The sequence below is a fragment of the Aquiflexum gelatinilyticum genome (assembly GCF_024741135.1).
Classification (GTDB): Bacteria; Bacteroidota; Bacteroidia; order Cytophagales; family Cyclobacteriaceae; genus Cognataquiflexum; species Cognataquiflexum gelatinilyticum.
The window spans coordinates 1-25,337 of record NZ_JANSUY010000007.1 but is presented as its reverse complement, the minus strand read 5'-3'; the positions used below and the strand labels follow the sequence as shown (position 1 = coordinate 25,337).

21 protein-coding genes are annotated in these 25,337 nt (G+C 39.6%); 11 read left to right on the top strand and 10 right to left on the bottom strand.

Annotated features, from left to right (window positions below):
- Positions 1-19: 19 nt before the first annotated feature.
- The 4 genes from NU887_RS10470 to NU887_RS10455 form a co-directional block, all read right to left on the bottom strand.
- A complete protein-coding gene (locus NU887_RS10470; RefSeq protein ID WP_258423315.1) occupies positions 20-526 on the bottom strand; it encodes an ArsR family transcriptional regulator in 507 nt (168 codons plus the stop codon).
- A gap of 165 nt (positions 527-691) precedes the next feature.
- The gene (locus NU887_RS10465) at positions 692-1,048 is read right to left on the bottom strand and encodes a hypothetical protein (protein ID WP_258423314.1); all 357 of its coding nucleotides are present in this window, start codon (positions 1,046-1,048) and stop codon (positions 692-694) included.
- Between the two features lie 3 nt (positions 1,049-1,051).
- Positions 1,052-3,475 carry a penicillin acylase family protein gene (locus NU887_RS10460; protein ID WP_258423313.1) on the bottom strand — a complete coding sequence of 808 codons (2,424 nt, stop codon included), beginning with the start codon at positions 3,473-3,475 and terminating at the stop codon, positions 1,052-1,054.
- A 125-nt stretch (positions 3,476-3,600) separates the two neighbouring features.
- Complete coding sequence (locus NU887_RS10455; RefSeq protein ID WP_258423312.1) at positions 3,601-4,176, bottom strand: DUF2911 domain-containing protein; 576 nt, start codon at positions 4,174-4,176, stop codon at positions 3,601-3,603.
- 222 nt (positions 4,177-4,398) lie between these two features.
- Between NU887_RS10455 and NU887_RS10450 the strand changes: the two genes are divergently transcribed.
- Entirely contained in the window at positions 4,399-5,745 is a 1,347-nt protein-coding gene (locus NU887_RS10450; RefSeq protein WP_258423311.1) for a M24 family metallopeptidase, read from the top strand.
- A 117-nt stretch (positions 5,746-5,862) separates the two neighbouring features.
- Entirely contained in the window at positions 5,863-6,939 is a 1,077-nt protein-coding gene (locus tag NU887_RS10445) for an endonuclease/exonuclease/phosphatase family protein (RefSeq protein WP_258423310.1), read from the top strand.
- Between the two features lie 7 nt (positions 6,940-6,946).
- Here the strand turns inward: NU887_RS10445 and NU887_RS10440 are convergent, their stop codons facing one another.
- Positions 6,947-9,193 (bottom strand): efflux RND transporter permease subunit, encoded by a 2,247-nt coding sequence (locus tag NU887_RS10440; RefSeq protein ID WP_258423309.1) that lies wholly within the window; start codon positions 9,191-9,193, stop codon positions 6,947-6,949.
- 221 nt (positions 9,194-9,414) lie between these two features.
- On the opposite strand from NU887_RS10440, the gene NU887_RS10435 reads away from it, so the two are divergent.
- On the top strand, positions 9,415-10,209 hold the full coding sequence (locus NU887_RS10435) for a thymidylate synthase (protein WP_258423308.1): 795 nt from the start codon (positions 9,415-9,417) through the stop codon (positions 10,207-10,209).
- A gap of 18 nt (positions 10,210-10,227) precedes the next feature.
- Here NU887_RS10435 and NU887_RS10430 read toward each other — a convergent pair whose 3' ends face one another.
- Positions 10,228-11,058 (bottom strand): aminotransferase class IV, encoded by an 831-nt coding sequence (locus NU887_RS10430; RefSeq protein ID WP_258423307.1) that lies wholly within the window; start codon positions 11,056-11,058, stop codon positions 10,228-10,230.
- A gap of 155 nt (positions 11,059-11,213) precedes the next feature.
- Here NU887_RS10430 and sdaAB point away from each other — a divergent pair, with 155 nt between their 5' ends.
- The 3 genes from sdaAB to NU887_RS10415 are packed head-to-tail and all read left to right on the top strand — an operon-like array spanning position 11,214 to position 14,569.
- Entirely contained in the window at positions 11,214-11,888 is a 675-nt protein-coding gene (gene sdaAB / locus NU887_RS10425) for an L-serine ammonia-lyase, iron-sulfur-dependent subunit beta (protein WP_258423306.1), read from the top strand.
- A gap of 6 nt (positions 11,889-11,894) precedes the next feature.
- Positions 11,895-13,241, top strand: coding sequence for a TolC family protein (locus NU887_RS10420; protein ID WP_258423506.1), 1,347 nt, complete (start codon positions 11,895-11,897; stop codon positions 13,239-13,241).
- A 17-nt stretch (positions 13,242-13,258) separates the two neighbouring features.
- On the top strand, positions 13,259-14,569 hold the full coding sequence (locus NU887_RS10415; protein ID WP_258423305.1) for an efflux RND transporter periplasmic adaptor subunit: 1,311 nt from the start codon (positions 13,259-13,261) through the stop codon (positions 14,567-14,569).
- Positions 14,570-14,629: 60 nt separating this feature from the next.
- On the opposite strand, the gene NU887_RS10410 is transcribed toward NU887_RS10415, so the two are convergent.
- The 3 genes from NU887_RS10410 to accC are packed head-to-tail and all read right to left on the bottom strand — an operon-like array spanning position 14,630 to position 18,002.
- On the bottom strand, positions 14,630-15,205 hold the full coding sequence (locus tag NU887_RS10410; protein WP_258423304.1) for a Maf-like protein: 576 nt from the start codon (positions 15,203-15,205) through the stop codon (positions 14,630-14,632).
- Entirely contained in the window at positions 15,202-16,503 is a 1,302-nt protein-coding gene (locus NU887_RS10405) for a DUF1015 domain-containing protein (protein WP_258423303.1), read from the bottom strand. The genes NU887_RS10410 and NU887_RS10405 overlap by 4 nt, the downstream gene beginning before the upstream one ends.
- Complete coding sequence (gene accC, locus NU887_RS10400) at positions 16,503-18,002, bottom strand: acetyl-CoA carboxylase biotin carboxylase subunit (RefSeq protein WP_258423302.1); 1,500 nt, start codon at positions 18,000-18,002, stop codon at positions 16,503-16,505. The genes NU887_RS10405 and accC overlap by 1 nt, the downstream gene beginning before the upstream one ends.
- Before the next feature lie 181 nt (positions 18,003-18,183).
- On the opposite strand from accC, the gene NU887_RS10395 reads away from it, so the two are divergent.
- Positions 18,184-19,434, top strand: a complete 1,251-nt coding sequence (locus NU887_RS10395) for an aminotransferase class I/II-fold pyridoxal phosphate-dependent enzyme (protein WP_258423301.1) — start codon at positions 18,184-18,186, stop codon at positions 19,432-19,434.
- Between the two features lie 101 nt (positions 19,435-19,535).
- Positions 19,536-19,712 (top strand): histone H1, encoded by a 177-nt coding sequence (locus NU887_RS10390; RefSeq protein WP_241124126.1) that lies wholly within the window; start codon positions 19,536-19,538, stop codon positions 19,710-19,712.
- A 95-nt stretch (positions 19,713-19,807) separates the two neighbouring features.
- On the opposite strand, the gene NU887_RS10385 is transcribed toward NU887_RS10390, so the two are convergent.
- On the bottom strand, positions 19,808-21,670 hold the full coding sequence (locus NU887_RS10385; protein ID WP_258423300.1) for a M1 family metallopeptidase: 1,863 nt from the start codon (positions 21,668-21,670) through the stop codon (positions 19,808-19,810).
- Positions 21,671-21,793: 123 nt separating this feature from the next.
- Here NU887_RS10385 and NU887_RS10380 point away from each other — a divergent pair, with 123 nt between their 5' ends.
- The 3 genes from NU887_RS10380 to NU887_RS10370 all read left to right on the top strand — a co-directional run bounded on the left by NU887_RS10380 (position 21,794) and on the right by NU887_RS10370 (position 25,275).
- Positions 21,794-23,152 (top strand): NfeD family protein, encoded by a 1,359-nt coding sequence (locus NU887_RS10380; RefSeq protein WP_258423299.1) that lies wholly within the window; start codon positions 21,794-21,796, stop codon positions 23,150-23,152.
- A gap of 51 nt (positions 23,153-23,203) precedes the next feature.
- The gene (locus NU887_RS10375; RefSeq protein ID WP_258423298.1) at positions 23,204-24,403 is read left to right on the top strand and encodes an acetate/propionate family kinase; all 1,200 of its coding nucleotides are present in this window, start codon (positions 23,204-23,206) and stop codon (positions 24,401-24,403) included.
- Positions 24,404-24,546: 143 nt separating this feature from the next.
- A complete protein-coding gene (locus NU887_RS10370) occupies positions 24,547-25,275 on the top strand; it encodes a CBS domain-containing protein (protein WP_258423297.1) in 729 nt (242 codons plus the stop codon).
- Positions 25,276-25,337 lie beyond the last annotated feature (62 nt).

Below are 25,337 nucleotides of genomic sequence, written 5' to 3'. Positions count from 1 at the left end.
CACGCGAAGAATTTAACCCCTACTTCTTAAACAAAACTAATGTGTCTTTCGAAGTAAATTTTTTGTTGATATCAAAATGGACTTTCCGATCTATCAATTCTTCAATCCTATTGCTTAAATGACCAAGATAATCTTTATTCAAAGATTCTCCATTAATCACTACTTGTATTGTTCCTGAATCAATTCCTTGAGCATAATCTCCCACTAATACAACTTCATTGACTTCCCCCATCCTTTCCAAAACAGCCTCTAATAATTTGTCAAATCCTAAGTATTTTCTAATTATTTCCTGAAGATTAGAAAACATTGGGTGATGTGTATTTGCTTGGTACTCAATCCTATTCTTATCTGCCACTTTTACCAGAAAACCAGCCTCCGAAAGATGGTTTAGCTCTTTTCTGATTGAATTGGTGGATTCTCCAAACTCGTCAGCAAGACCACGCAAATGTCCCTGATTTTCGGCATTGCTGAAAAACTTAACCAAAAGTTTTAGGCGGGTCTTGGACGTAATTAAATAATCAAGCATAAAAGTGATATGCACAAAACGAGCAACAAAAGTACTCGCTCCGACACTAAAAGCAAAATATTTTAAGTTTTTTTGACCCGGTTTTTACAACTCGCAAATAACAGGATTTTAAATACAAATAATACTGAAATAAAGTGATAGAATATTCTCTGATTCAATAGGATTTCAATATTTTCTATCTAACAACTTTTTTACCATAGTCCCTACCAGTCCGCCGAATCCACCAATTAAAAAGCCTAAAATTCCGGTCCCTAAAAAGAGTAAGTTATCGTTGTCTAAGCCCATTAATTCAGCCATCCTTTTTGGTAGCACTGAATTTGTCCTGATTGATATGTATACGGTTAGCGCCAACCAAGTCAAACCAAATGAAAGACCTGCGGAAATAAATGTCGGCATTTTACCTGCTTCTATAAAAAAGGAAACAACCGCAACACCTATCATCAAAACCCAATACGGCATGTATGGCCCAGCTACCAAGACTAAAATGCTAACAAAAACAAATAAAAGAAGAGATTTTCTCATATATCAATTTTTAAATAAGGTGCAAAAAAGAGGATTTGAAAAATTCTCTTCAGATTTAATAGAAACATCAACATATTCTCCGTTAGCCCATTTTTTGATCAGATTGTCATAATATTTACTCCCGGGATTTCCAGATTGGCCACCGGGATATATCCCAAATGCACTTCCTCCCTTTCCCATTTCTACTATCATCCTCCAACTTGCTCCATGCCTTTCACTTGTAGCATTCAAAATCCCGGCTCCTCCACCTGTATAGACATTGGTATGACTGAATGATCTGAAATTGGGAACAAGGTGCAAAATCGAAGTCTTCTTATAATTTGCCCATGTGTAATCTTTTTCAGCTTTTTCTATCTCTTTTATTTTTTCTACCATTTCATAAAAAGAGGATCTCAGCAATGATCTTGCAGTTTCTCTTTCAGGCGTTTCGGGATTATTAAAAATCTCATTTTCTGGCTCATTCAACAGTAATTTTGTTGTTTGATATTTGTTGGGCAATACAATTGGAATACCATCTGTTTTCAATTTGGACCATATTCCCTGATAGAGATTTTCCCACCAAACCTGAAACAATGTAGGTTCCTCTTGATTGGGGAAAGCGTTGAAATTCCATTTTTTTAACTGGTTAAGATATTTTGTTCCAAATTCGTCCATCTGAGTTAAATCAGTGGAATCCAACAAACCAAGCATAACCGGAAGGGCTTCGCTCGCATGAAGATGAAAATTATCAAATTGGAGGGCCATCATATCTTTTGAAGTAATTTGATTCATTTCCTTCAAACGATCATTCAACCGCCTATTTCGATAATGCTCAAAACTATGGTCAAAAGTATAATAAGGGTAAGAGGGATCTACCGGATGCTGATTGGCAGAAGATACAAATCCACGAACCGGATTCAGCGTAGATGGGTTGTGCTCATTAGGTATAAAACCCTGCCATTCAAAATCAGGATTTTTACCATCCATCAAAAACTTCCCCTGTCCTTCCCATTTCAATGGAAACCGTCCCTGAACTTTCATTGCGATGTCACCGTCTTTTGATGCAAAAACAAAGTTTTGGGCAGGTGAGGTATAATGGTTTAGAGCCTCTATGTAGTCACCATGGTTTTTTCCTTTATTGAGCAAAAGGAAGGTTTTTTGCTCGTTTGACTCAAGATGTGCAGTCCATTTGAGTGAAAAATTAACATCCTTCCTATCAGATCTAAAATTCTTATCATAGACCACCGGACCATGATGGGTATATACCACAGTATCCAAAAACGAACTTTGCCCTTTGACTTTTATTTCCTCTACACGAAATGTACTTTTTACCCAAACTTCATCATATAAGTACTCTTCTCTTCTTTCATCTTTGAATTGGATGGCATACCAATCTCTCGTATCCCTAGTGGCATTGGTAACTCCCCAAGCAATGTTCTCATTAAATCCTGAAATAATCCCCAAAGCCCCTGGAAGGGTGGCACCTTTTACACTCTGTGCAGGTGTTGAAAGCTGCATCACGTACCAAAGCGATGGCAAGTTCAAACTTAGATGCGGATCATTTGCCAAAATAGGATTTCCACTTTTTGTTTTTGAACCGGAAACCGCCCAATTGTTGGAGCCTATTCCCTCAACAGGTTGGGGCAATGTATTGACAAAAACATCTTCATCAGGATACCTTTTGTCCACAGGTTTTTTAATTTCCAATGGTACAAAATCCCAAATCCTCTCCGCCTCTATGACCGGATCATTTTCTTCTGGAAAATCAGGATAAAGCTTATCCAACATTTCCTGTCCAATTTGATTTCTTAAATTGGTATATTCCAAATCCCTATCCCCTACCAACATGTCTGCCATGTATTTTAAAAGCAGCAGAGATTTGTAGGCGCTCCACATTTCAGGTTTGTAATCAAGAATTTTATATTCAATGGGTAACTCTCCTGCACTCAGACTTTCTATGTACTGATTTACCCCATCTGCATATGCCTCTAATAATTCATAAGTATCAGGATGTTCTTTTTGAATAAATTGAAGTGAATTTTCTGCGGCAAATGCAAGTCCTTTTCTTCGGGTCATTCGATCCAATTCAATGGCTATTGGCCCTACTATCTCCGAAATCCTTCCTGCTGCTGCCATGGTTTGGAACTCCATCTGCCAAAGTCTGTGCTTGGCCGTAATGAAACCTTGAACCTTATACAAATCTTTGTCATTTTCTGCAAAAACATGAGGAATTAGATTTTCATCGTAAATTACCTTAACAGGTTTGCTAAGGTTATTTAGATCTAGCTCATCCTCAAAATCCATATCCTCACTATAAGAATTTTGCCAAAATCCATGGTTAGGGTCAAGCAGTTTTCCGATAGGAGGAATAGTCCCAAATTGCATGGAAAGGGAAATCCCCAACCCCATTGTGATTAAGAAAACAAGGATGAAGCCTAGATATCTCATATAGAAATCTTTATGTAGGAAATTCTGAAATAAATCATTTGATGAATTTTGAAAAAAAATGAATTCAAAAAAACAAAAAAAGACCCTGCCAAAAAATTTTGTCAGGGTCTTTTTCAAAATCTATATTATTGGATGGCAATAGGCAGTTTTAGCTTTTCCCATTTTACTACTATACCGGGAGTCTCAATGGCTATTGATAACTGCTCTTGGCTTTCTTCAACCCATTCAGGAGTAGATTCCACACGAAGCACATCATTTTCTTCCTTGTATTGAAAATGTCCGTGCTCAAGGTTCCATTCGGAATTGAAAATTACTGTCCATGCCCCGGAAGCTTTTGGAATGGTAAACAAAGAATACCTTCCTGCTTTCAATGGTTGTCCTTCTACTGTCACATCAGTACTGAAATCTACATAAGTAGCCTCATTAGCCCCTGTTCTCCAAACTTCATTATAGGGCACCAAATCTCCCCAAACAACCCTTCCCTTGATAGAAGGTGCGCCATATTGAATCATTAATTTAGAGGCTCCAACATTGCCTTCGAGGGTTCTTAAAGGACTTGGTCTTTCTTCAGAAGCCGGTTTTTCTTCAGTTGCGACTTCTTCAGTTGCGGTAGTCTCTGTGCTTTTTTCAGCTCCACAACCTGCAAAAAACAAGGTTGTAGCCGTAAAAACAGCAAGGGTGAACAAGTTTGATTTTTTCATAAAGTTGTAGTTTTACGCTTCGAAGATAATTATTTTTTTTTCAACAAACCCAAATCTAAGTCCATATCCTACTTTTCATAGTGCTTAATGAAAGAGTAATTTGGCAACAGTTGATTAAAAAAGAACCTCATATCTTCAAAAAAATATCTAAGTATAAAAAAAGGCTTTTTATTTTCTCTACCTGTGATTAATTTCCTGAATTATTCCAAACCCCAAACTTCCATGACAACAAGAAAATACAGATATTACACTCTCAGCACTTTTTTATCAATTCTTATTCTGCTTTCGTTTTCTTGCAACCAAGAAATAAATGACAAAGCAACCATTGAAAATCCTTTTTCAGGACCGAGCCCATGGCCAGAAATCCGGAAAGAAAGAATTCAGAAATTGTTACCTGAGGCTATGAAAACTGCAGGCACAGACGCATGGATAATTCTCTGCAGGGAAAATAACAATGACCCTATTGCCCACCATATCGGTGGAGAAAATGCTGGAGGACAGGCTTTATTTTTGTTTTATCTTGAAGGGGAAAACGTAAAATCAGTTGTGTTTTGCCCAATAGGTGAAGCTACAGCATTGGCGGATTTGAAGATCCATGATGAAGTGATCCCTGTCCAAAGGGGCAATTCATCCATTTCTGATGCATCAGAATATATAAAGGCAAAACAATTTAAAAAAATCGCCATCAACAGTTCTTTTGAAAATGAGTTGGCTGACGGATTGAGCTTCAGCCAAAGAAAAACTTTAGAAGAATCTTTGGGTCGCGAAACCGGAAAGTTGGTGTCCGCAGATGACCTGATATATGAATGGCTTTCTGTTAAGCTTCCTGTAGAAGTGGAAATTATGACCCAAGCAGCAATCTTGACTTCAAAGTGGCAATATGAAGCTTATGCAAGTGTCATTCCGGGTAAAAGTACCGATGCCGATATTGCCAAATTTCTGAAGAAAAAAATGGAAGAATATGGCGTCAAAGACGGGTGGTCACCTGACCAAAATCCAAATGTCAATTCAGGACCAGACCGTGGTCACTCCCACTCTACTGACAAAGTGATCATGCCAGGAGATGTGATCCAAACTGATTTTGGCATTCGGGTGTATGATATGTGGGTTTCGGACATCCAAAGGTTCGCCTATGTACTGAGGGAAGGGGAAACAAAGGCCCCGGATTCTGTACAGTTTTATTTTGAATCTTCTATTGGCGGAAATAGAATTGCACTTGAAGCCATGAGACCAGGTGTCTTGGGATATCAAGTCGATAAAGCACAGAGAGACTGGATGGCAGAACGCGGTTCAGAACCGGTCATGTGGAGCACCGGTCATCCGGTTGGGTATGTCGCCCACGATATTGGACCAAATCTCGGAGGTGGACTTCTTCCTGATCCCACAGTGAGACCCGCTGCGATGAAGCCATTGAAAGAGGGTATGTTATTCGCTTTTGATGGCTTTCACGCTTGGAAACTTCCTGAAACAGGAACCAAAACCATGTCAGTAGAAGAAACTGCAGTGGTAACCAAGGATGGGGCGAGGTATTTAATGGAGCCGCAAAGTGAGCTTATTCTTATCAAATAATTTAAAGGGGGAAATCAAAAAAAGGATTGGTGTTCAGTTCCTTAATTTGATTCCCCCCTATATTCATTTGCAACAGGATTGAATTACCGTTATTTTCGCCAAAAATAGCTTTAGCCAATGATAAGATTTCTTACTTCCTTCTTTTTTTTGGTTTCCTTGGCTTTGTTTTTTAGTGTTTATATTTCCCCTGAATATTTTCCTTATGTTGGACTTGCTACCCTAACCATCCCACTACTCCTTGTCATCAACGGATTTCTTTTTATTGCTTTGGTTTTGGCTAAAAGGAAATTGGCACTTCTTCCTTTGATTGCTCTGGTGATTGGTTGGAAGTTTGTCGGAGTCACTTTTCAATTAAGAACTCAGCCCGAAGTGGAAAATGGGCTATCGGTATTGAGTTACAATGTCCACATGTTCAGCTACAATAAAAATGGGGACCTTAAGAACAGCACTTCCAAAAATTTGATCCAATGGCTCAAAGAAAATCCAGCCGATATCAAGTGCTTTCAGGAGTTTTACCAAGACCCCACTACGCCGTCCAGGAATTCCATTAAGCAACTTGGAAAAGAAACCGGCTACCACCATTTTTATCAAGTCATTCAGGGCAATCCAAAGTCAAGTACATTTGGCATGGCGATATTTAGCAAATACCCAATCATCAATGAAGGGATTGTTTTGGATTCCCGAAGTACGAATGGAATAATTTTCGCAGATATCAAAGTCGAAAAAGATACGATCAGAATCTATAATGCACATCTTGAATCCATGAATATCCCTTCTGCGGAGCTCTCAGATTTTGATGGAATCAAAGAAAATTACAGACAAACGCTCAGAAAACTTAAACGGGGACAGGTGGCAAGGGCTTCACAATTGGAAATTCTTATGGAACACATGGAAAACAGTCCCTATGCCAATATCTTGGTCGGGGATTTCAATGATGTTCCTTATAGCTATACCTATTTCACACTCCGAAACATCATGAACAACGGCTTTGAGAAAGCGGGAAAAGGATTTGGATTTACTTACAATAAGGTGCTTTTCTTTTTGAGGATTGACAATGTCTTTTTTGACAACGCATTGGAAATTTTGGATTTCAAAACTCACTCTGAGGTCGATTATTCGGATCATTATCCTGTTTCTGCAGTTTTTTCCTTAAACAAACCCATCAAGAAGACCAAAGCGGAGTTTGAAGAATAATGTTCGATTAAGGTTCTTTTTTTAGTAAAATCAATAAAACAGGAAGCAGGATCAAATCAGCAACCAAAGCAAAAAACAAAGCCATTCCGATCAATAAACCTGAATAAAAAGTCACCCCAAACTGGCTTAAAGTCAATATAGAGAAGCCCGAAACCAAAATCAGGGTAGTAAGTATGATTGCTTTTCCGGTTTCCAAATATGTCCTTTTGATGGCATATAGCCATGATTTCCCTTTGCTAAGTTCCATTTTAAGCTTTGCCATAAAATGAATGGTATCATCTACCGCAATGCCAAATGCCACTGTAAAAATGATTGCCGTGGTTAGTTTTAATTGAATCCCAAATACAAACATTAACCCACATACCCAAAGCAGAGGAATAACATTTGGAATCAGTGAAATCACTGCTATTTTCCATGACCTAAACAAAAATCCTACAATCAAAGCCACGATTAAAAATGCAAACCCAAGTCCTTTTGCCATTTGGGCAGTCACACTTTCATGACTGATATCGATCAGATGGGATGTTCCGGTAATCCGGACCAAAAGTAAATCAGGATTGATTTCTTCTTCTAAAAACTTTGAAAGTTTGGCTTTCATAGCTGAAGATTCAAGACTCCCCATATCTTCTGTCCTGCCGGAAAGTCTCCCGGATTTGAAATCTGAAGTCAAAACCCTGACAGGCGATTCTTCAACGGCCTTCCCCAAATAGGGTTCAATCCGACGAACCTGCCCAATAGTTGGCGTAGCAAACGCCTTTTCACTTCCACTGTTCAATGCCTTATTCAGACTTTTGGCCAAAGTTAAAGGTGAAACAACTGCTGATGCGCCAAATGCTTCCTTTATAAAACTCTCTAACTTTTCCTGCTCTTTCAAAACTTCATATTGCATCAAATCCTTTGCCTTTGGTCCTGCTGACAAGGAAAATTCCAAAGGCTTAGATCCGCCAAATTCCTGATCAAAAAAACGGAACTCATTTATAAGAGAATTATTTTCCGGTAAATCATCCAAAATATATCCATTGACTTGCAGCTTGGACAGGCCATAAGCAGAAATCAAAGTGATCAGAACAAAAACCCAAACGATAGATTTGGTGTGGGCTAAGGTCCATAAAAAAGCGAGCCTCATTCCCTTTCGCCACATCACAGAAAATGAATCATTTTCCGAAACTTTGAATGGAGTCAATAGGTACAACATTCCCGGCGCTATCATTACAACTGCCAAAAACATCAACATGACCCCAAGACCTGTATACAATCCAAAAAACTTTAAGTTTTGGATATTGGTGAAAAAGAGCGAAACAAAGCCCAAAGAAGTAGTAATACATGTCAAAAATACAGCGGTTACTAATTCTGAAAATGAGATTCTGATAGCCTCATCTTTGGGATGTCCATTTCTGATCTGTGTCAAGTAATGGTTAAAAAAGTGGATCAATGCGGCCAATCCAACTACAGAAAGTATCGTAGGCTGCATCACCGACATCACATCCAAGGGTTTATTAAAATATAGGGACAAGGATATCGTCCACAAAATCCCGAGGGCTAGGACAGTCAGCGGCACCAAAACACCCCACCAAGTCCTGAATATGATTATGAGTAAGCATACAATTAAAATAAGCGAAATTCCCAAAAAGAAAGTAAATTCCTCCTGAAGCAAATTCACAAATTCTCCTTGGGCACGTATTTTCCCTGCCAAGTGATATTCATTGATCCCTGAGTTGGCGACAAGATTTTTTATCTCTTGATACAACTCATCACCGTCCTCTTTACTGATCCTTTGCTTATTTTTCAATAGGATCAAAAGATAATTTCCATCCTTACTGATCAGCCCTTTCTGATATTGCAGTGAACCTAATATTGTCTTCCTTGAATTTTGGAGACGCTCGGCGTTTTCCCAATCCAAAACTTTCCGATACCTAATTCCAAAGGGATTTACAATTGGTTCCTCCAAGTCAAGCAGGGAGATTGTCCTTTCCACTTTTTCTAATTTTTTGAGACTTTTGTTCAAAGAATTTGCCGCAGACAAAAAAACCGAATCAAAGACTTCGGTATTGCCGCCAAGGGCTATGAGAAGGTAATCATTGTCATTTTCAAACTTGCCTCTAAAATCCTGATAGAAGAGAAGCTCCTCATCTTCCTGGGGAAAAAAACTTTCGAAATCATAATCAAAAACAACGCTTGGCCTAAAAATCAAAATTACCAAAGTCATCAGCAATGCCATTCCCAAGGACCAAAACGAATTCTTTTTAGTAAACATATTTGAAATGAAATATACAGGTAAGGCTTGGTTTTTTTTACAAATCACAGGAAAGTAAAGTTTCCCACAAAACTATTTTGTCAAAAAATAGAACACATACTGATTATAAAGTAAAAATTAGAGAACCAAAAAATTTCTCTTTCAGCAATAAAAGCAAAATCCTGCTTTCCTATTTTTACTTATCTTCCTATCTTGCTCCCTAGAAATTCTCCTCCCTGACTATGAAGCAATACCATGATTTGATGCGGCACATTTTGGATAACGGTGTCAAAAAAACAGACCGAACAGGCACAGGAACAATCAGTGTTTTTGGCTATCAAATGCGCTTTAATCTTGCGGATGGATTCCCTGTAGTCACTACCAAAAAACTTCACCTCCGATCCATTATCATCGAGTTACTGTGGTTTCTAAATGGTGACAGCAATATCAAATACCTAAACGATAACAAAGTAAGTATTTGGGATGAATGGGCAGATGAAAACGGGGATCTTGGTCCTGTTTACGGGTATCAGTGGAGACATTGGCCGGATGGCAAAGGTGGAGAAATAGATCAGATCAAGAATTTGATAAATCAAATAAAAACCAAACCTGATAGCAGAAGGCATATTGTAAGCGCTTGGAATGTGGCAGATGTGGACCACATGGCACTTCCACCTTGCCATACATTATTCCAATTCTATGTAGCAGATGGCAAACTATCATGCCAACTCTACCAAAGAAGTGCGGATGTGTTTTTGGGAGTTCCATTTAATATTGCCTCATATGCCCTATTTACTTTGATGGTAGCACAGGTATGCGACCTTGAGCCGGGTGAATTTGTCCACACTTTTGGGGATGCACACCTTTACAGCAATCACATCGAACAAGCAAATCTCCAACTCAGCCGGGATTTGAGACCCCTACCCACAATGAAAATCAATCCGAGTGTGAAAGATATTTTCGCTTTTAAATATGAAGATTTTGAACTGCTGAATTACGATCCGCATCCACATATCAAGGCAGCTGTAGCGATCTGATTGTTTTATTGGATTGTATTAGTCCTCAAAAATCGAGGCTAAATACTCATTCCTTTGGCTATCAAAGACTTTATCATCAATGGACTTTATGTAGCTTATTCCTGTCACATTACTTGTAAAAACCTGATCTGCCAGGAATAACTCTTCCTTTCTGAATAATCCTTCCAAAATAGGAATATTGTTTTCTTTTAGATAAGAAATAATCATCCTTCTTCCAACGCCTGCTATACAACCTGCATCCAAAGATGGCGTGAAGTATTGTCCGTTTTTAATCCAAAAAATATTGGAAGAACCACCTTCACAAACAAATCCATCTGAATTTTTCAAAATCACCTCATCAAAACCTTTGGATTTTCTTTCAAGATTGGCCATGACATAATGGATTGCACTTAAAGTTTTGCAATGGCTCCAAGGAGTCTTTTGGATAAATACATATTGACTTAAATAGGCTTTTTCTTTCTGTATTGGGGTGGGAAATAGAGACTGAACCTGAAGACTCTCAATGACATGGTTTTCCTCTGGTGTATACTTTCCCAATCCCGACCTGTAAACATTCCATCTTACCCTCAAGCTTTTTTTGTTACCCCAAATTTCATGAAGGAGATTTTCTATTTCATTGAGCCTTGAGAGTCCATCATTTTCGATGAAAAGGATCTTTAAACCTTCATTTAACCTTTCGAGGTGTTCATTTCCAAACCTGATTTTCCCATTAGAGTAAACCATTGTTTCAAAAAGTCCATCACCAAACAAAAAGCCTCTATTATGAAATTCTTCAGCGCCATCAGCCCAAATCCCGTCATTGTGTTTATAAAGAAAAATTGTATCAAATCCGACCATACCACTGTTCATTATTGAACAAAACAGATATTTGTAATTATTAAGACGCGTTAAAAATAATTAAATAATCATGATTTAATCCTTAATAATGGCAAACTTCCTGAAAATGTCTTTTTCAAATTAAAATCCTTCTTACTTTAGCATGCTAATTGAAACTAGACTTTTCCATGGGAACAAAAAGTGGTATTTTTGATATGATCGGTCCGGTTATGATTGGTCCTTCCTCTTCCCATACCGCGGGGGTTGTCAGGATAGCCCGATCCTCTATAAGGGTTTTGGGTGGAATTCCTGATGCTGCTATCATCACTTTTTACAATTCATTTGCCCGCACCTATGAAGGACATGGAAGCGATAAAGCAATCATAGGAGGTCTTCTTGATTTCAAAACTGACGATGCCAAGATCAAACAATCATTTGAACTTGCAAAAGAAAAAGAACTTCAATTTAACTTCAAATCAATCGGAAATGCCTCTGTTTACCACCCCAACACTATCAAATTGAACCTAACCAAAGGGGAAAGAAAAGTGGAAGTTATCGGTGAAAGTCTAGGTGGTGGTGTAATAAACATTGCTGAAATAGATGGATTTAATGCAAACTTCTCCGCCCAATCCCATACGCTCATCATCAAAGCCGAGGATGTTTCCGGAGCCATTGCATTTATTTCCTCGGTAATAGCACAAGAAAAAACAAACATTGCTACGATGTCTGTTTCCCGAAAGGGGAAGAATGACATTGCCTGCCATGTAATAGAAATGGACAGCGGAATCAGGCCTACTACTATTGCATACCTCAAAAGCTTGACTTGGATCAAAGAATTAATTTACATACCTGACATAGATTAACCCATGATGAAAAAATATTACTTAATGGCAGTTGCTTTTTTGCTGCTTTCAATTTCTACTTTACAAGCCCAAGATGTTGATTTCAGCAGGTTGGATTTGGAAACCTGTATCGAAATCGCCTTGGAAAATAACCTGACACTCCAGCGGAGTCAGGCAAACTTAGGTATTTCAGAGGCCAATCTTATCGGTAACCGTGGCCAAAGGATTCCGACTTGGTCTACGGGCGCAAGCTCGGGATACAGATGGGGTCGTTCAATTAACCCGGTGACCAACTTGTTTGAAAACAACCGTATCGGAAACATCAACCTTTTTACGAATTCAAATCTTACTTTGTTTGCGGGTCAGCAGATTACCAATTCGATTCAGCAAAGTAAGATCGATATCGAAGCAGCCCAGTTTAATGTAAAGGCTACAGAAAACACCATAACATTGAATGTGATTAATTTCTTTATCAATGTGGTATTCAACTCAGAGCAGTTAAAAATTGCTGAAAATCAATTGGAAAGCACGCGTCAGCAATTAGCAAACACTACCAAATTGGTAGACGCAGGTTCTCTTCCCTTGGCAAATAAACTTGATATTCAAGCGCAGAATGCAACCAATGAACTTGAGGTAATCAATGCAACCAACAACCTCAGAATTTCAAAGCTCAACCTATCTCAAGCATTGCAGATTCCATTCAATGATAATTTCGACATTGTAATTCCTGAATTGGAAGCTGATGACTATTCTATGATTGATAAAGAAGTCAATGAAGTTTTTGAAACTGCACTTGCTTTGATGCCGGAAATAAAATCTGCTGAATTAGGAGTAGAAAGTGCTGAGTTAGGAGTTAAAATTGCGCAGGGAGGTTATTTTCCAACAATCGGAGTCGGAGGAAGTGGATTTTCTAACTATGTAGACCAGGCTAATTTTCTGGGAGTAAGAGATGATTTTAGAACCCAAATCGGAAATAACTTTTCCTACTCGGGAAATTTTCAGCTGAACATTCCAATCTTGTCCAATATGAGAAATAGGGCTAATGTACAGAGGGCAAGACTTCAAAAAAGATTAAGCGAAATCCAGGAAGTTGAGACTGTAAACCAACTCAGACAAGACATAGAAAGTGCCTATACTAGTGCTTATGCTGCAAGACAATCCTACCAAGCATCTTTGGTCAGGGTGGCTTCTTTGCAAGAAGCTTTCAGGATATCCCAACAAAGGTTTGATGCAGGAGCAATCAACTTTGCAGATTTCCAATTGGCACAAAACAATTTCTTCAATGCACAGGCAGACCTAGTCACAGCAAAATATACTTACATATTCAGGGTAAAAGTCCTTGATTTTTACCTAGGTAACCCACTCAAACTTTAATAAAATACCAAATCAAAATGGCAAAGAAAAAGTCAAATAAGCTTATTTATATCCTATTAGGAGTGTTGGCCGTCGTCATCATATTCGCCATCATCGGTAGATCCGCTGGATGGATCGGTGGTGAAAAGGAAACCAACGTAGAAACATCTACAGCCAAGAAAGTTTCGATTATCGAAAAAGTGAGCGCCTCAGGGGTGATCGAACCGGAAACAGAAGTCAAACTCAGCCCTGATGTGGCAGGTGAAATCATTGAACTTAACGTCCTCGAAGGCGATTCTGTAAAGATTGGTGACCTTTTGGTCAAAATCAGACCTGATAATTTTATCTCCGCACTCGACAGGTCTAAGGCAAACCTAAATCAAAATATGGCAAATCTTGCTCAATCTAAAGCAAACCTAAAAAGAGCAGAGGCACAATTTGTAAGGGCTGAGTTGGAATATAATAGGAACGAAAAACTTCATCAAGACAAAGTTATTTCTGATGCTGATTGGGAACAAATCCAATCTACTTACCTAACCGCCCGAAATGACCTCGATGCTGCCAAACAGCAAGTAGTAGCTGCAGAATTTATTGTCAAAAGTTCTCAAGCAACTGTCAATGAAGCCTCTGAAAATTTGAGGTTAACAAATGTATATTCACCTTTTAGTGGTGTTGTATCCCAGCTTTTGGTTGAAAAGGGAGAAAGGGTAGTTGGTACCCAACAAATGGCAGGAACTGAAATGCTCAGATTGGCTGATTTGAACAAAATGGAAGTGCGTGTCAATGTAAATGAAAATGACATTGTCAGAATCAGTAAAGGCGATACTACCATTATTGATGTGGATTCCTATTCTTTCTCTGGTAAAAAATTCAAAGGTGTCGTTACTTCTATCGCAAACTCAGCCAATACAAAAGCAAGTGTTGATGCTGTGACGGAGTTTGAGGTCAAAATACGAATCCTAAATGATTCTTATGCTGACTTGATCACTGAAAAAATGAAATATCCTTTCCGTCCGGGAATGACTGCAAGTGTGGACATCATTACCCAAAAGAAAGACAATGTCCTGGCAGTTCCTTTAGCTGCTGTGACTACAAGAGAAGATTCTACTGCCAAAAATCCTGAAGGAACAAAGGCAAAAGAACTAGTTTTCATCATCGAAAACAACAGAGCAAAACAGACCGAAATCAAAACCGGAATCTCTGACTTTGACAATATTGAAGTCTTGGAAGGTCTAAAAGAAGGTCAGGAAATTATATCAGGTCCATATTTTGTTGTTTCCAAGCAACTCAAAGACAATGATCCCGTCAAAAAAGTGGACAAGGCCGATATGAATCCTATTAAAAAATAATTTCATTCAATTCCAATAAATTCTAAACATCCTCAGAAATGATTCTGAGGATGTTTTTTTTTACAAATTTTTCAAAACATCATAAACCAGATGAATGGGCAATCCCATGACAGTAAAATAGGAGCCTTCAATTTTTTCAACCCCGACAAATCCTATCCATTCCTGAATTCCATATCCTCCTGCTTTGTCAAAAGGCTTGAAATTGGAAATGTAATATTCGATTTCCTGTCCTGACAATTCCTTGAAAAAAACTTTTGCGGTATCTGAAAGCGTCAATTCTTTTTCTAAAGTCAAAAAAGTAATCCCGGTAGTCACGAGATGTGTTTTTCCTGAAAGTGCGAAAAGCATTTCAAATGCTTCTTCCTCATTAGCCGGTTTTCCCAAAATCTTCCCCTCCAGAATTACCACAGTATCAGAGGTCAAAACGATTTCATTGGGAACTATTTCGTGAGCAAATGCCGCTGCTTTCTTTGCGGACAAAAAGCCCGCAACTTCGGATGGGTCAAGATTTATAGGAAAATCCTCACTCGTATCCTTTGACCTTACTTCAAAATCAAATCCCAATCCTTTCAATAACTCTTTTCTCCTTGGAGATTGGGATGCGAGAATGAGCTTTTTTTCACCTAGGTTTATCATGGCCGAAATGCTTGGTATGGAAATTTGAATTCCTGTTCATCAACAGAAGCAAACAATAAACCCGATACAGTTTTTGGATAGAAATAGGTAGTCTTTTGTGGCATCATAAAACCACTTTTGCAGACTTCCAAAACCTGAGACATAGAGACTTCTTTGGTGATAACCGCAAAATCAGCAGAACCCTCTCCTACTCTACCCACACATCTTCTCAGGTTTCTTTCGTATTCCAACTTTTCCGAAAAGCGTTGTTCTTCCATTTTGATCCCCATTACTTTTTCTATGAAAAAATAATGGAGCACCATCAGGTCAACTGATTTGACCACATCAGGAATAGCCAATTCAAATTCTTCAAATTTTTCGGGTTTAAGCCTGATTTTATAAGCACTGTCTTTAAAAACAAGTCCGAAAGCCCATTGCTTGTGAAGAATCAATTCTGAAATTTCATCTGAGTCGTAAACCTTTCTTATGTTAAACCAATCTTCGGCTTTGGAGAGGATATCATTTTCATCCAATGAAATTCCGGTAAAAAGCCGGTGCGTAGGAAGAATTCTCAAGTCCTTAGAATGTGCATTGGTAAAATACATCAAATGATAATTGTATGCTTCATCTCCCCTATGTTCTGGATTTGAAGCAGTCATGTCATTTCGGTATTTTATCGCAGCCTCATACCTGTGATGCCCATCCGCGAGTATGATTGATTTGGAAGCGATTTGTTCTAAGAAAATCCTGATGGTAGGCAAGTCATGAATCACAGCCAAAACCTCCCTTACTCCTTGGTAATCTTCCAGATCATAAATCGGGTCTTGAATGGCCTCATCCATAAAGGGTTCCAATATGTGCATTGGATCTTCATACAATCCATGCGTAGGACTGGGTTGAAATTTTGTGGATTTTAACATTTCCACCCGGTCATTGACGGATTTCGGGATGGTGTTTTCATGGCGCAGCACCACACCCTCATGCCAGTCATAAGCCTTGATTTGGGCGATAAATCCCTTCTTACAAAACTCCTTTTCTTCTCCCGGTAATTTAAAATATTGGTAATAAACATAGATTCCCGGCATCTGATCTTGGGTAATCACTGCTTCATTTTTCCAGTTTTCAAGAATGGCTTTGGCAGAAAGCGCAGGATTTTCACCCAATGGAACGGATAAGTGGATGCTGTTGAAAGGATTTTCGTAAAGTGCCTGTCTCTGCTTTTGAGAAACTACATCGAATAACGGAGAGATCATATCCTCCATGCGGTCCTTGAGGCTATCGTGATAACGCCAAGCCTTTATCGGTAGAATTTCTGCCATCAGATCAACCTATTTTTCCAATTGGTTTTGTTTCCTGCCAATTGGCTTTTATGGGAATCTTTAAGGCTAGACTTATTTTTTTCAAAAATTTCTATTGCCAAGCCTGCCAATAAAATCTGTTCCTCATCATCCCATTGGATGTCTAACTTGTCCGGAGAAAAGTATTTCTCCACAAATTTGGTGTCAAAAGCTCCTGATTTGAAAGCATGATGCTCCAATACAAACCGGCAAAATCCCAAAGTAGTCTCAATGCCCGTAATCTGATAGTCATCTATCGCCCTGATCATCCTCTGAATGGCTTTTTCCCTGCTCTCGTCATGCACAATCAGCTTGGCAATCATCGGGTCATAATAAATTGGAATATCCATTCCCTGTTCAAACCCATCATCGACGCGTATGCCGGGGCCTTGTGGCCTGATGTAAGTTTGAAGCTTGCCGATATCCGGGAGAAAATTGTTCCTTGGATCTTCCGCATATACCCTGATTTCAAGGGAGTGTCCATTGATTTTCAAATCTTCCTGTTTGAAAGAAAGTGGTTTTCCCTCAGCCACCCAGATTTGTTCTTGTACCAAGTCTTTCCCCGTAATCATTTCAGTCACAGGATGCTCGACCTGAAGTCTCGTATTCATTTCAAGGAAATAAAAATCGAGTTTTTCATCTACTATAAATTCTACTGTGCCCGCACCATAATAATCACATGCTTTGGCCACCATGACGGCAGCCTCCCCCATTGCTTTTCTCATATCAAGAGAAACTACCGCTGAAGGCGCCTCTTCGATTACTTTTTGGTGTCTTCTTTGGATAGAACATTCTCGTTCAAACAAATAGACCACATTTCCGTGTTGGTCTCCCAAAACTTGGATTTCAATATGCCGCGGTGATGTGATGTATTTTTCTATAAAAACAGCCCCGTCCCCAAAGGCTGATTGCGCTTCTGAAATGGCACGAAGCATCTGTTCCTCAAATTCCGATTCTTCCTCCACGATCCGCATGCCTTTTCCACCGCCACCGGCACTTGCTTTGATCAAAATGGGATAGCCTACTTCTTTAGCCTTTTGTTTGGCAGAGGGAATATCACTGATGGCATGGTCAGTACCCGGTACCAATGGGATACCATACTTTAATACAGCATTTTTTGCGGCAAGTTTGCTTCCCATCACCTCTATTGATTCAGGTGATGGCCCTACAAAGATGATCCCCGCATCAGTCACTTTCTTGCCAAAAGCCGCATTTTCAGATAAAAACCCATAGCCAGGATGGATTGCGTCCACTCCCATCGCCTTGCTTACTTCAATGATTTTGTCTCCAAGAAGGTAAGATTGGTTGGATGGCGGAGGTCCCAGACAAACAGCTTCATCGGCAAATTTCACGTGGGGGGAATTGCGGTCAGCTTCGCTATATACCGCAACTGTTTTGATACCCATTTCTTTGGCTGTACGCATGATCCGAAGGCTTATTTCTCCCCGGTTTGCTACCAAAAGCTTTTTGATTTTATGCATAATTGGGTTTATTTCTTATAAAAAGCATGTCCTGCGAAGTAAGTAAAATAATGTGAGTTAGTAAAAGAATATTTGATTTGGAATTGGATTTTTGCAAGGCTGGACTATTTGTGTTAGTTTTGCCCGATTTAATGGAGGACACATCCATTCACAAATTTGTAAAACCTAAAAGAATTTAGCCTTGGATTTATTCGCAAAATTACAAACCAACCTTGGCCCTTTGGGCAAGCATTCTGAGCTTGCAGAAGGCTATTTCGCATTTCCGAAATTAGAAGGAGAAATCGCCCCCAGGATGAAATTTAAGGGCAAGGAAGTCTTGACCTGGAGTCTAAACAACTACTTGGGTCTCGCCAACCATCCCGAAGTAAGAAAAGCTGATGCAGATGCTGCTGCGAAGTGGGGAGCAGCTTATCCTATGGGCGCGAGAATGATGTCAGGTCAAACTGACCTTCACGAGCAGTTGGAGAGGGAACTAGCCGAGTTTGTTGGTAAAGAGAGCGCTTACCTGCTCAATTACGGATATCAGGGTATCATGTCTGTCATTGATTCTATTTTGGATAGAAAAGATGTGGTCGTATATGACAGCGAATGCCACGCATGCATCATTGATGCCCTAAGGATGCATTTAGGAAAAAGATATGTATTTCCACACAATGATATAGAGAGCTGCGAGAAGCAACTGCAGAGAGCTACCAAGCTCGCTGAAGAAACCGGAGGAGGTGTTTTGGTGATAACTGAAGGTGTATTCGGGATGACCGGTGATCAAGGGAGACTTGCAGATATCGTGGCGTTGAAAGCAAAATATGAATTCAGGCTATTGGTTGACGATGCGCACGGATTCGGAACGTTGGGTAAAACAGGTGCCGGTGCCGGTGAAGAACAAGGTGTACAAGATCAGATAGATTTGTATTTCTCCACTTTTGCTAAGTCAATGGCTTCTATCGGAGCATTTATTGCCGGAGAAAAACATGTCATCCAATTCCTCAAATACAATATGAGGTCACAGATTTTTGCCAAATCCTTACCGATGCTTTTGGTTGAAGGTGCATTGAAAAGATTGGATTTGATAAGGACAAAACCCGAATTGAAAGAAAATCTTTGGAAAATCGTCCATGCATTGAGAAACGGTCTGAAAGAAAAAGGATTCAGTACAGGAAAATCAAACTCCCCTGTGACCCCTGTAGTCCTAAACGGAACTGTAGGTGAAGCAGCCACTTTGACAAGAGATTTGAGAGAAAACTACAACATTTTCTGCTCGGTGGTCATTTATCCGGTAATTCCAAAAGGAATGATCATCCTAAGATTGATCCCAACCGCTGTACATACCATTGCAGACGTGAATGAAACAATTGCTGCCTTCGAAGCTGTAAAAGACAAACTAACAAGCGGTTATTACAGAAATACAGAATTGGCAATGTCTTTTGGAGAATAATTAAAGGCAAAAAAGGGCTTTGTTGTGTTGTTTTATAAACAATTTAGCTATATTGACCGCACAAATAAACTTATCATCAACCTTAAAAACTGACTTTTAATATGAGCAGATTTAGCGAACTAAAAGATCTCGTCCTTGGACTTGAAGGAGATTTTGAAAAATTCTATGACAAAGGCAATCAAGCTGCAGGTACCCGTGTAAGAAAAGGTATGCAGGATCTTAAAAACTTGGCACAGGAAATCCGTACCGAGGTTCAAGAGAAGAAAAACGCAGGATGATTCAAAAAATAAAAAAAGGTGCCAAACAGCACCTTTTTTTTTGAATTGGACATTTATAAAAAAGCCTTCAAAAATAATTTTTGAAGGCTTTTTTATTACTTCTTGTCAAGAAGCGTGGTGACATCAACTTTATTGTTTCCCCTATTCACGTCAGCCAACCTCAGACTTGGATCAATTTCCACCGACTCAATCGATGAAACTGGCTTGTCTAGCTGAACTTCTTGGGAATAATTTGTCCAAGGCCATCTCACAGTCATTACGAGTGAGGGCATTCCTTTTTCTTCAGGTTTATTACCTCTTTGGATTACCAAGGGCAAATAGATCATCTCCTTCGATCCATCGGTATAGGTTACCACCACGTCCAAAGGCATAGGCATAAGACCAACTCTTTCAAAAGTTATCTTTGTTTTATTTTCCACTCCTTCGACGGATTTGACTCCATAATCGATGGTCTTGGTGGAAGCAATGAAATAATCATAATACCAATCCAACTCCATTCCACTGGTCTTTTCCATCACACGGATGACATCATGGCCATTTGGATGCATATATTTCCAATCGTTCCATAATCTCAACATTGCTTTATCAAAATTTTCTTTTCCGATCACATAGGCAAGCTGTTCTACGAAAACCGCGCCTTTGTTATATGTGCCAGGTCCATAAGCAGAATTGAGGTTGTAGTGATCGCCATGAGTCGTCAAAGGCTCCTCGTATCCGGCTTTTGCTAACCTAAAATAGGAAGTATAGGCCCCATTTTGCACAAATTTGTCAGACTTGGCAAAAACAGCATCCATGACCACACTCGTGCCCCAAGTGGTGAATCCTTCATCCAACCAAGGTTCTGATGATTCATTAAATCCAAGAACACCGTAATACCAGCTGTGAATGAGCTCATGCACCGTCACCCCTACTAGGCTCTGAAGCCCTCTATGTCCAGTGATCAGAGTTGACATTGGGTATTCCATACCTCCGTCACCGCCCTGCACAACAGAATATTGCTCATAAGGATACTTTCCAAAATTATCACTCATATATTGGATCGCATCTACAGTGTAGCCCTTTAGCTTGGCCCAGTTCTCTTGGGTTTTGTCATTTTTTACATATAAGAAATGAACCATTGGCCCATTTTCCATTTTCACTTTTTCATGGGTATATTTTGGGTCTGCCGCCCACATAAAATCATGGACATTCGGTGCTATGAAGTGCCAGGTTAGGTTTTTTCCTTTGGCAACTGGGACAGTTACTCCTTCGTCTTCATAGCCATGCCCGATCTGATTGGCATTTTGTAGATATCCGGTTCCGCCAAGAATATAGGTTTTGTCAATGGTAATTTTCACATCAAAATCTCCAAAATTTCCATAGAATTCTCTCCCAACGTAAGGATTGGAATGCCAACCTCTCCTGTCATAAGCAGCCATTTTAGGATACCATTGTGACATAGAGTACCGTATTCCCTCGGCATTGTCCCTGCCTGCCCTTCTTACCTGAAGCGGAACCTGTCCTTCAAACTCCATGTCAAATACTACAGTCTGCCCGGGAAGGATTGGCTTAGGCAAATCCACTTCCAAAATCGTCTCCACATGTTCAAAAACGACTTTTTTTCCATCCATTGTCAGCTTATTTACTTTCAGGATACCGATTTCTGCAGGAGTAAGTTTTTGAATTCTGTCCATCACCCTCCTGTCAGGATCGGAAATGGTACGCGAACGCACATCCATCATGCTGTTTGGCTGAAAAGCATTAAAGTAAAGATGGTAAAATACCCTAATCAGGGTATCAGGTGAATTGTTGGTATATTGTAATTTTTGTGTACCCAGATAGGTATTCTTCTCTACATCCATAGTGACATCCATGATGTATTTGACTTTTTGCTGCCACCTATCCGTTTGGGCCTGAAGGGTGGAAAAGACACTTAAGAAAGCAATTGTCATAACTGACAAACTGAATTTTTTAATCATAATTGAATTGTTTTGGCTCTAAAATAAGGCAAAATACCTATCCTTCACAAACCAATGATATAATTAGTGTTTGCGGCTGGTATTGGATTATTTGGTATATTCAAAACTCAAATAGCACATCCTATGAAATCCCTTTTAACATCAATTTTATTGGTCTTTATTTTTGTTTTGCAGTCATCTGAAGTTTTGAGCCAAGCTGATTCTTCCTCAGAAAAAAAGAAAATATATGTTTTTAAGATAGACGACAACATTGATCCTCGGATGAACCGTAAAGTAAAATTGGCTCTTGAAGAAGCCAAGGAAGAATCTGCCGCCATGGTAATCATTGAAATGGATACCTATGGAGGCGCGGTCAATGATGCTGATGATATCCGAACCATGATTCTGGAGTCAGAAATCCCTGTCCATGTCTGGATCAATAAGGATGCTGCATCTGCAGGCGCATTGATTTCCATTGCCTGCGACAGCATTTATATGGCTCCCGGAGCAAGCATCGGGGCAGCTACGGTAGTCATGGGCGGTGGCGGTGAAGCTGCTCCAGACAAATATCAATCCTATATGCGCTCCATGATGCGCAGCACTGCAGAAGCCAAAGGCCGGGACCCCAAAATCGCCGAAGCCATGGTCGATGAGGAAATAGAAATCGAAGGAATAAGCGAAAAAGGTTCAGTGATCACATTTGCAGTTTCTGAAGCAATTGAAAACGGGTTTTGTGAAGGTGAAGTTGATTCTATCGAAGAGGTCATCACCAAGCAGGGTGTGTCAGATTATGAGATCATCGAGCAAACAACTTCCACTGTCGAGTCAATAATTTCTGTTTTTTTAAATCCTGCTGTAAGTGGATTTTTGATCCTCATTATTTTTGCAGGGATTTATTTCGAATTGCAGACTCCCGGCGTTGGCTTTCCTTTGGCTGCCTCGATTACTGCTATCATCTTATACTTTATTCCTTATTACCTCAGTGGTTTGGCCGAAAATTGGGAAATCGCTGTGTTCATCATTGGTGTTATTCTTCTATTGATAGAAATATTTGTGATTCCCGGATTTGGGGTTTTTGGGATATTGGGAATCCTTGGTATACTTACCGGTCTTACCCTCGGGATGATTCCTAATGATTCCTTTGATTTTTCCTTCGTTCCCGCAGGAGATTTGTTTGTAGCATTGTTGACGGTGATATTGGCTGCTATTGCGGCCCTTGGGCTGATCTTCTTTTTGGCACCAAAGGTCAATAAATGGGGAGCATTCAGCACCATTGCACTCGCTACAACCCAACAGAGGACTGCAGGTTACACTTCTTCAGTCTATGAAAACAGCCTTTTGGGTAAAGAAGGAATTGCCCACACCCGGTTGATGCCTAGCGGCAAAGTTATTATCGGGGATGAAGTCTATGATGCCTATTCCAGGGGTGAATTCATCGATCAGGGTGAAAAAATCAAAGTAATCAGTACAGAAGGAACATCTTTGAAAGTGAAGAAAATTTAAATCCGAGAATCTTATTTAAGGTTAAAAGTAATTAGTTAAGATAAATTGAAAATGAAAATTCTTGTTTTGAACTCGGGCAGCAGTTCGCTAAAGTACCAGCTTTTTGACATGCCCAATGAATCTCCGGTGTGTAGTGGCTTGGTAGACAGGATTGGGCTGGAAAATGCCACCTTGACCCACAAAGTATTCATCCATGGATCAGAAGAAGTTTTTAAATTCCAAAAGGACATCAAAGATCATGAAGCCGGTCTTTTGGCTGTGACAGCGCTTTTGATAGATCCTGAAAAAGGCGTTTTGTCAGACATGTCGGAAGTCAAGGCAATTGGCCATCGGGTAGTACATGGAGGCGAGCAGTTTGCTTCTACTACTTTGATCACTGATGAAGTCAAAAAGATAATCAAAGAATTGTTTGCTTTGGCCCCATTGCATAATCCGCCTAATCTTCTTGGAATAACAGTTGCAGAAAGGGTTTTTCCCATAGCCAAACAAGTAGCAGTGTTTGATACCGCTTTCCACCAAAGTATGCCACCAAGGGCTTATCGCTCAGCTATTCCAAAAGAAATGTACACCCAATTGGGGATCCGTTCCTATGGATTCCATGGCAGCAGCCACCAATATGTGTCCCGAAAAGCAAATGAATACCTGAATATTCCCGAACCCAAAATCATTACCATCCACCTTGGCAACGGAAGCAGCATGACCGCTATCAAAAACGGTAAATCCATTGACCATTCTATGGGTCTTGGTCCTTTGGGCGGCCTGGTGATGGGAACACGCTGTGGGGATATCGATCCATCCATTATTTTTCACCTTATCCATGAGCGTGGCTACACTTCCAAAGAAGTCAATGACATTCTGAATAAAAAAAGTGGATTATTGGGACTTTGTGGGTACAGTGACATGAGGGATGTAAAACAGGCAATATTGGATGGAAATGAGGATGCCAAATTGGCTTATGAACTTTACGCCTACCGGATCCAAAAATACATAGGGACTTTTTCCGCCGCACTGAATGGTTTGGATGCTATCGTTTTTACGGCGGGTATTGGAGAAAATGACACAGAAATGCGCGCGGCTGTCTGTCAGGATATGGAGTTTTTTGGTGTCCATCTTGACCAAGAAAAAAACAGCACAAGAAGCGCTGAAATCCGGGAAATCAATATTCCAGGATCCAAAGTTAAAATTCTGGTGGTTCCAACCAATGAGGAATTGGAGATCGGAAAACAGACTTTTGAATTGGTTAAGGGATGATAGTTAATGGTTATTGGGTTATTGGTTTTTGGAAAAAAGTAAGAGGTAAAAGGTGAAAGGTAAGCTTTTGTAAAAATTATTTGTGGGAAGTGTTTAGATCCCGGTTGAATGAAAGGTGATTTTAAAATCAAAATAAGATTTTTATGGAAATGAGCAATGCAGACAGGTTTTTGGAAGCCTTTAATGCCATAGAGAATTTTCTTAGAAGAAATTTAGAGGCGAGGAATTTTATCAGCTACTTCAACTTGGTTGATGACATGAGCGAAACCAACCTCATCGTCAGACAATATAGAGATCAGCTTCGCCTTTTTGGGAATCTTCGAAATGCCATAATTCATTCTGAAAGGAAGCAAGGCAAACCGGTCGCAGACCCAAGAGAGGATGTGGTATTAGAAATTGAAAAAATATCAGCCATCCTGATGAATCCTCCTTTGGTTTCCCAACATTTTTTGACTTCGGTTTATGCTGTTTCACCAGATGATAGTCTCGTAACGGTTTTACAAACTCTTGTTGAAAAAGATTTTTGTCAAGCACCAATCATCCAAGACGGCTTCATTCTAGGATTGATCAATTTTGAAGCCATTGCCAGATGGATGGCAGAATTGACCAAAACAGAGGAACCATTGAAGCTTTTCAAAGATTCATATGTCAAAGACATCATTACCAAAACCCTCAAACTTAAAAATTACCGGATCATCAAAAAAGAAACCGATTTTGTGACAGCAAGGGAATATTTCGTAGAAAGTCTAGGCAATCCCCATCCCGCCGAAGCATTATTGATTACAGAAAATGGCAGAAGGGATGAACCGGTAATTGGTATCATTACGATAAGCGAGGATCTGGAAAAAATCATCGAGGTATTAAGGCGATGAAAAATTTAAAAGGAAATAAAAGATCTAATGGTCAAAAATAGTTGGTAAAACACCTTCTAACA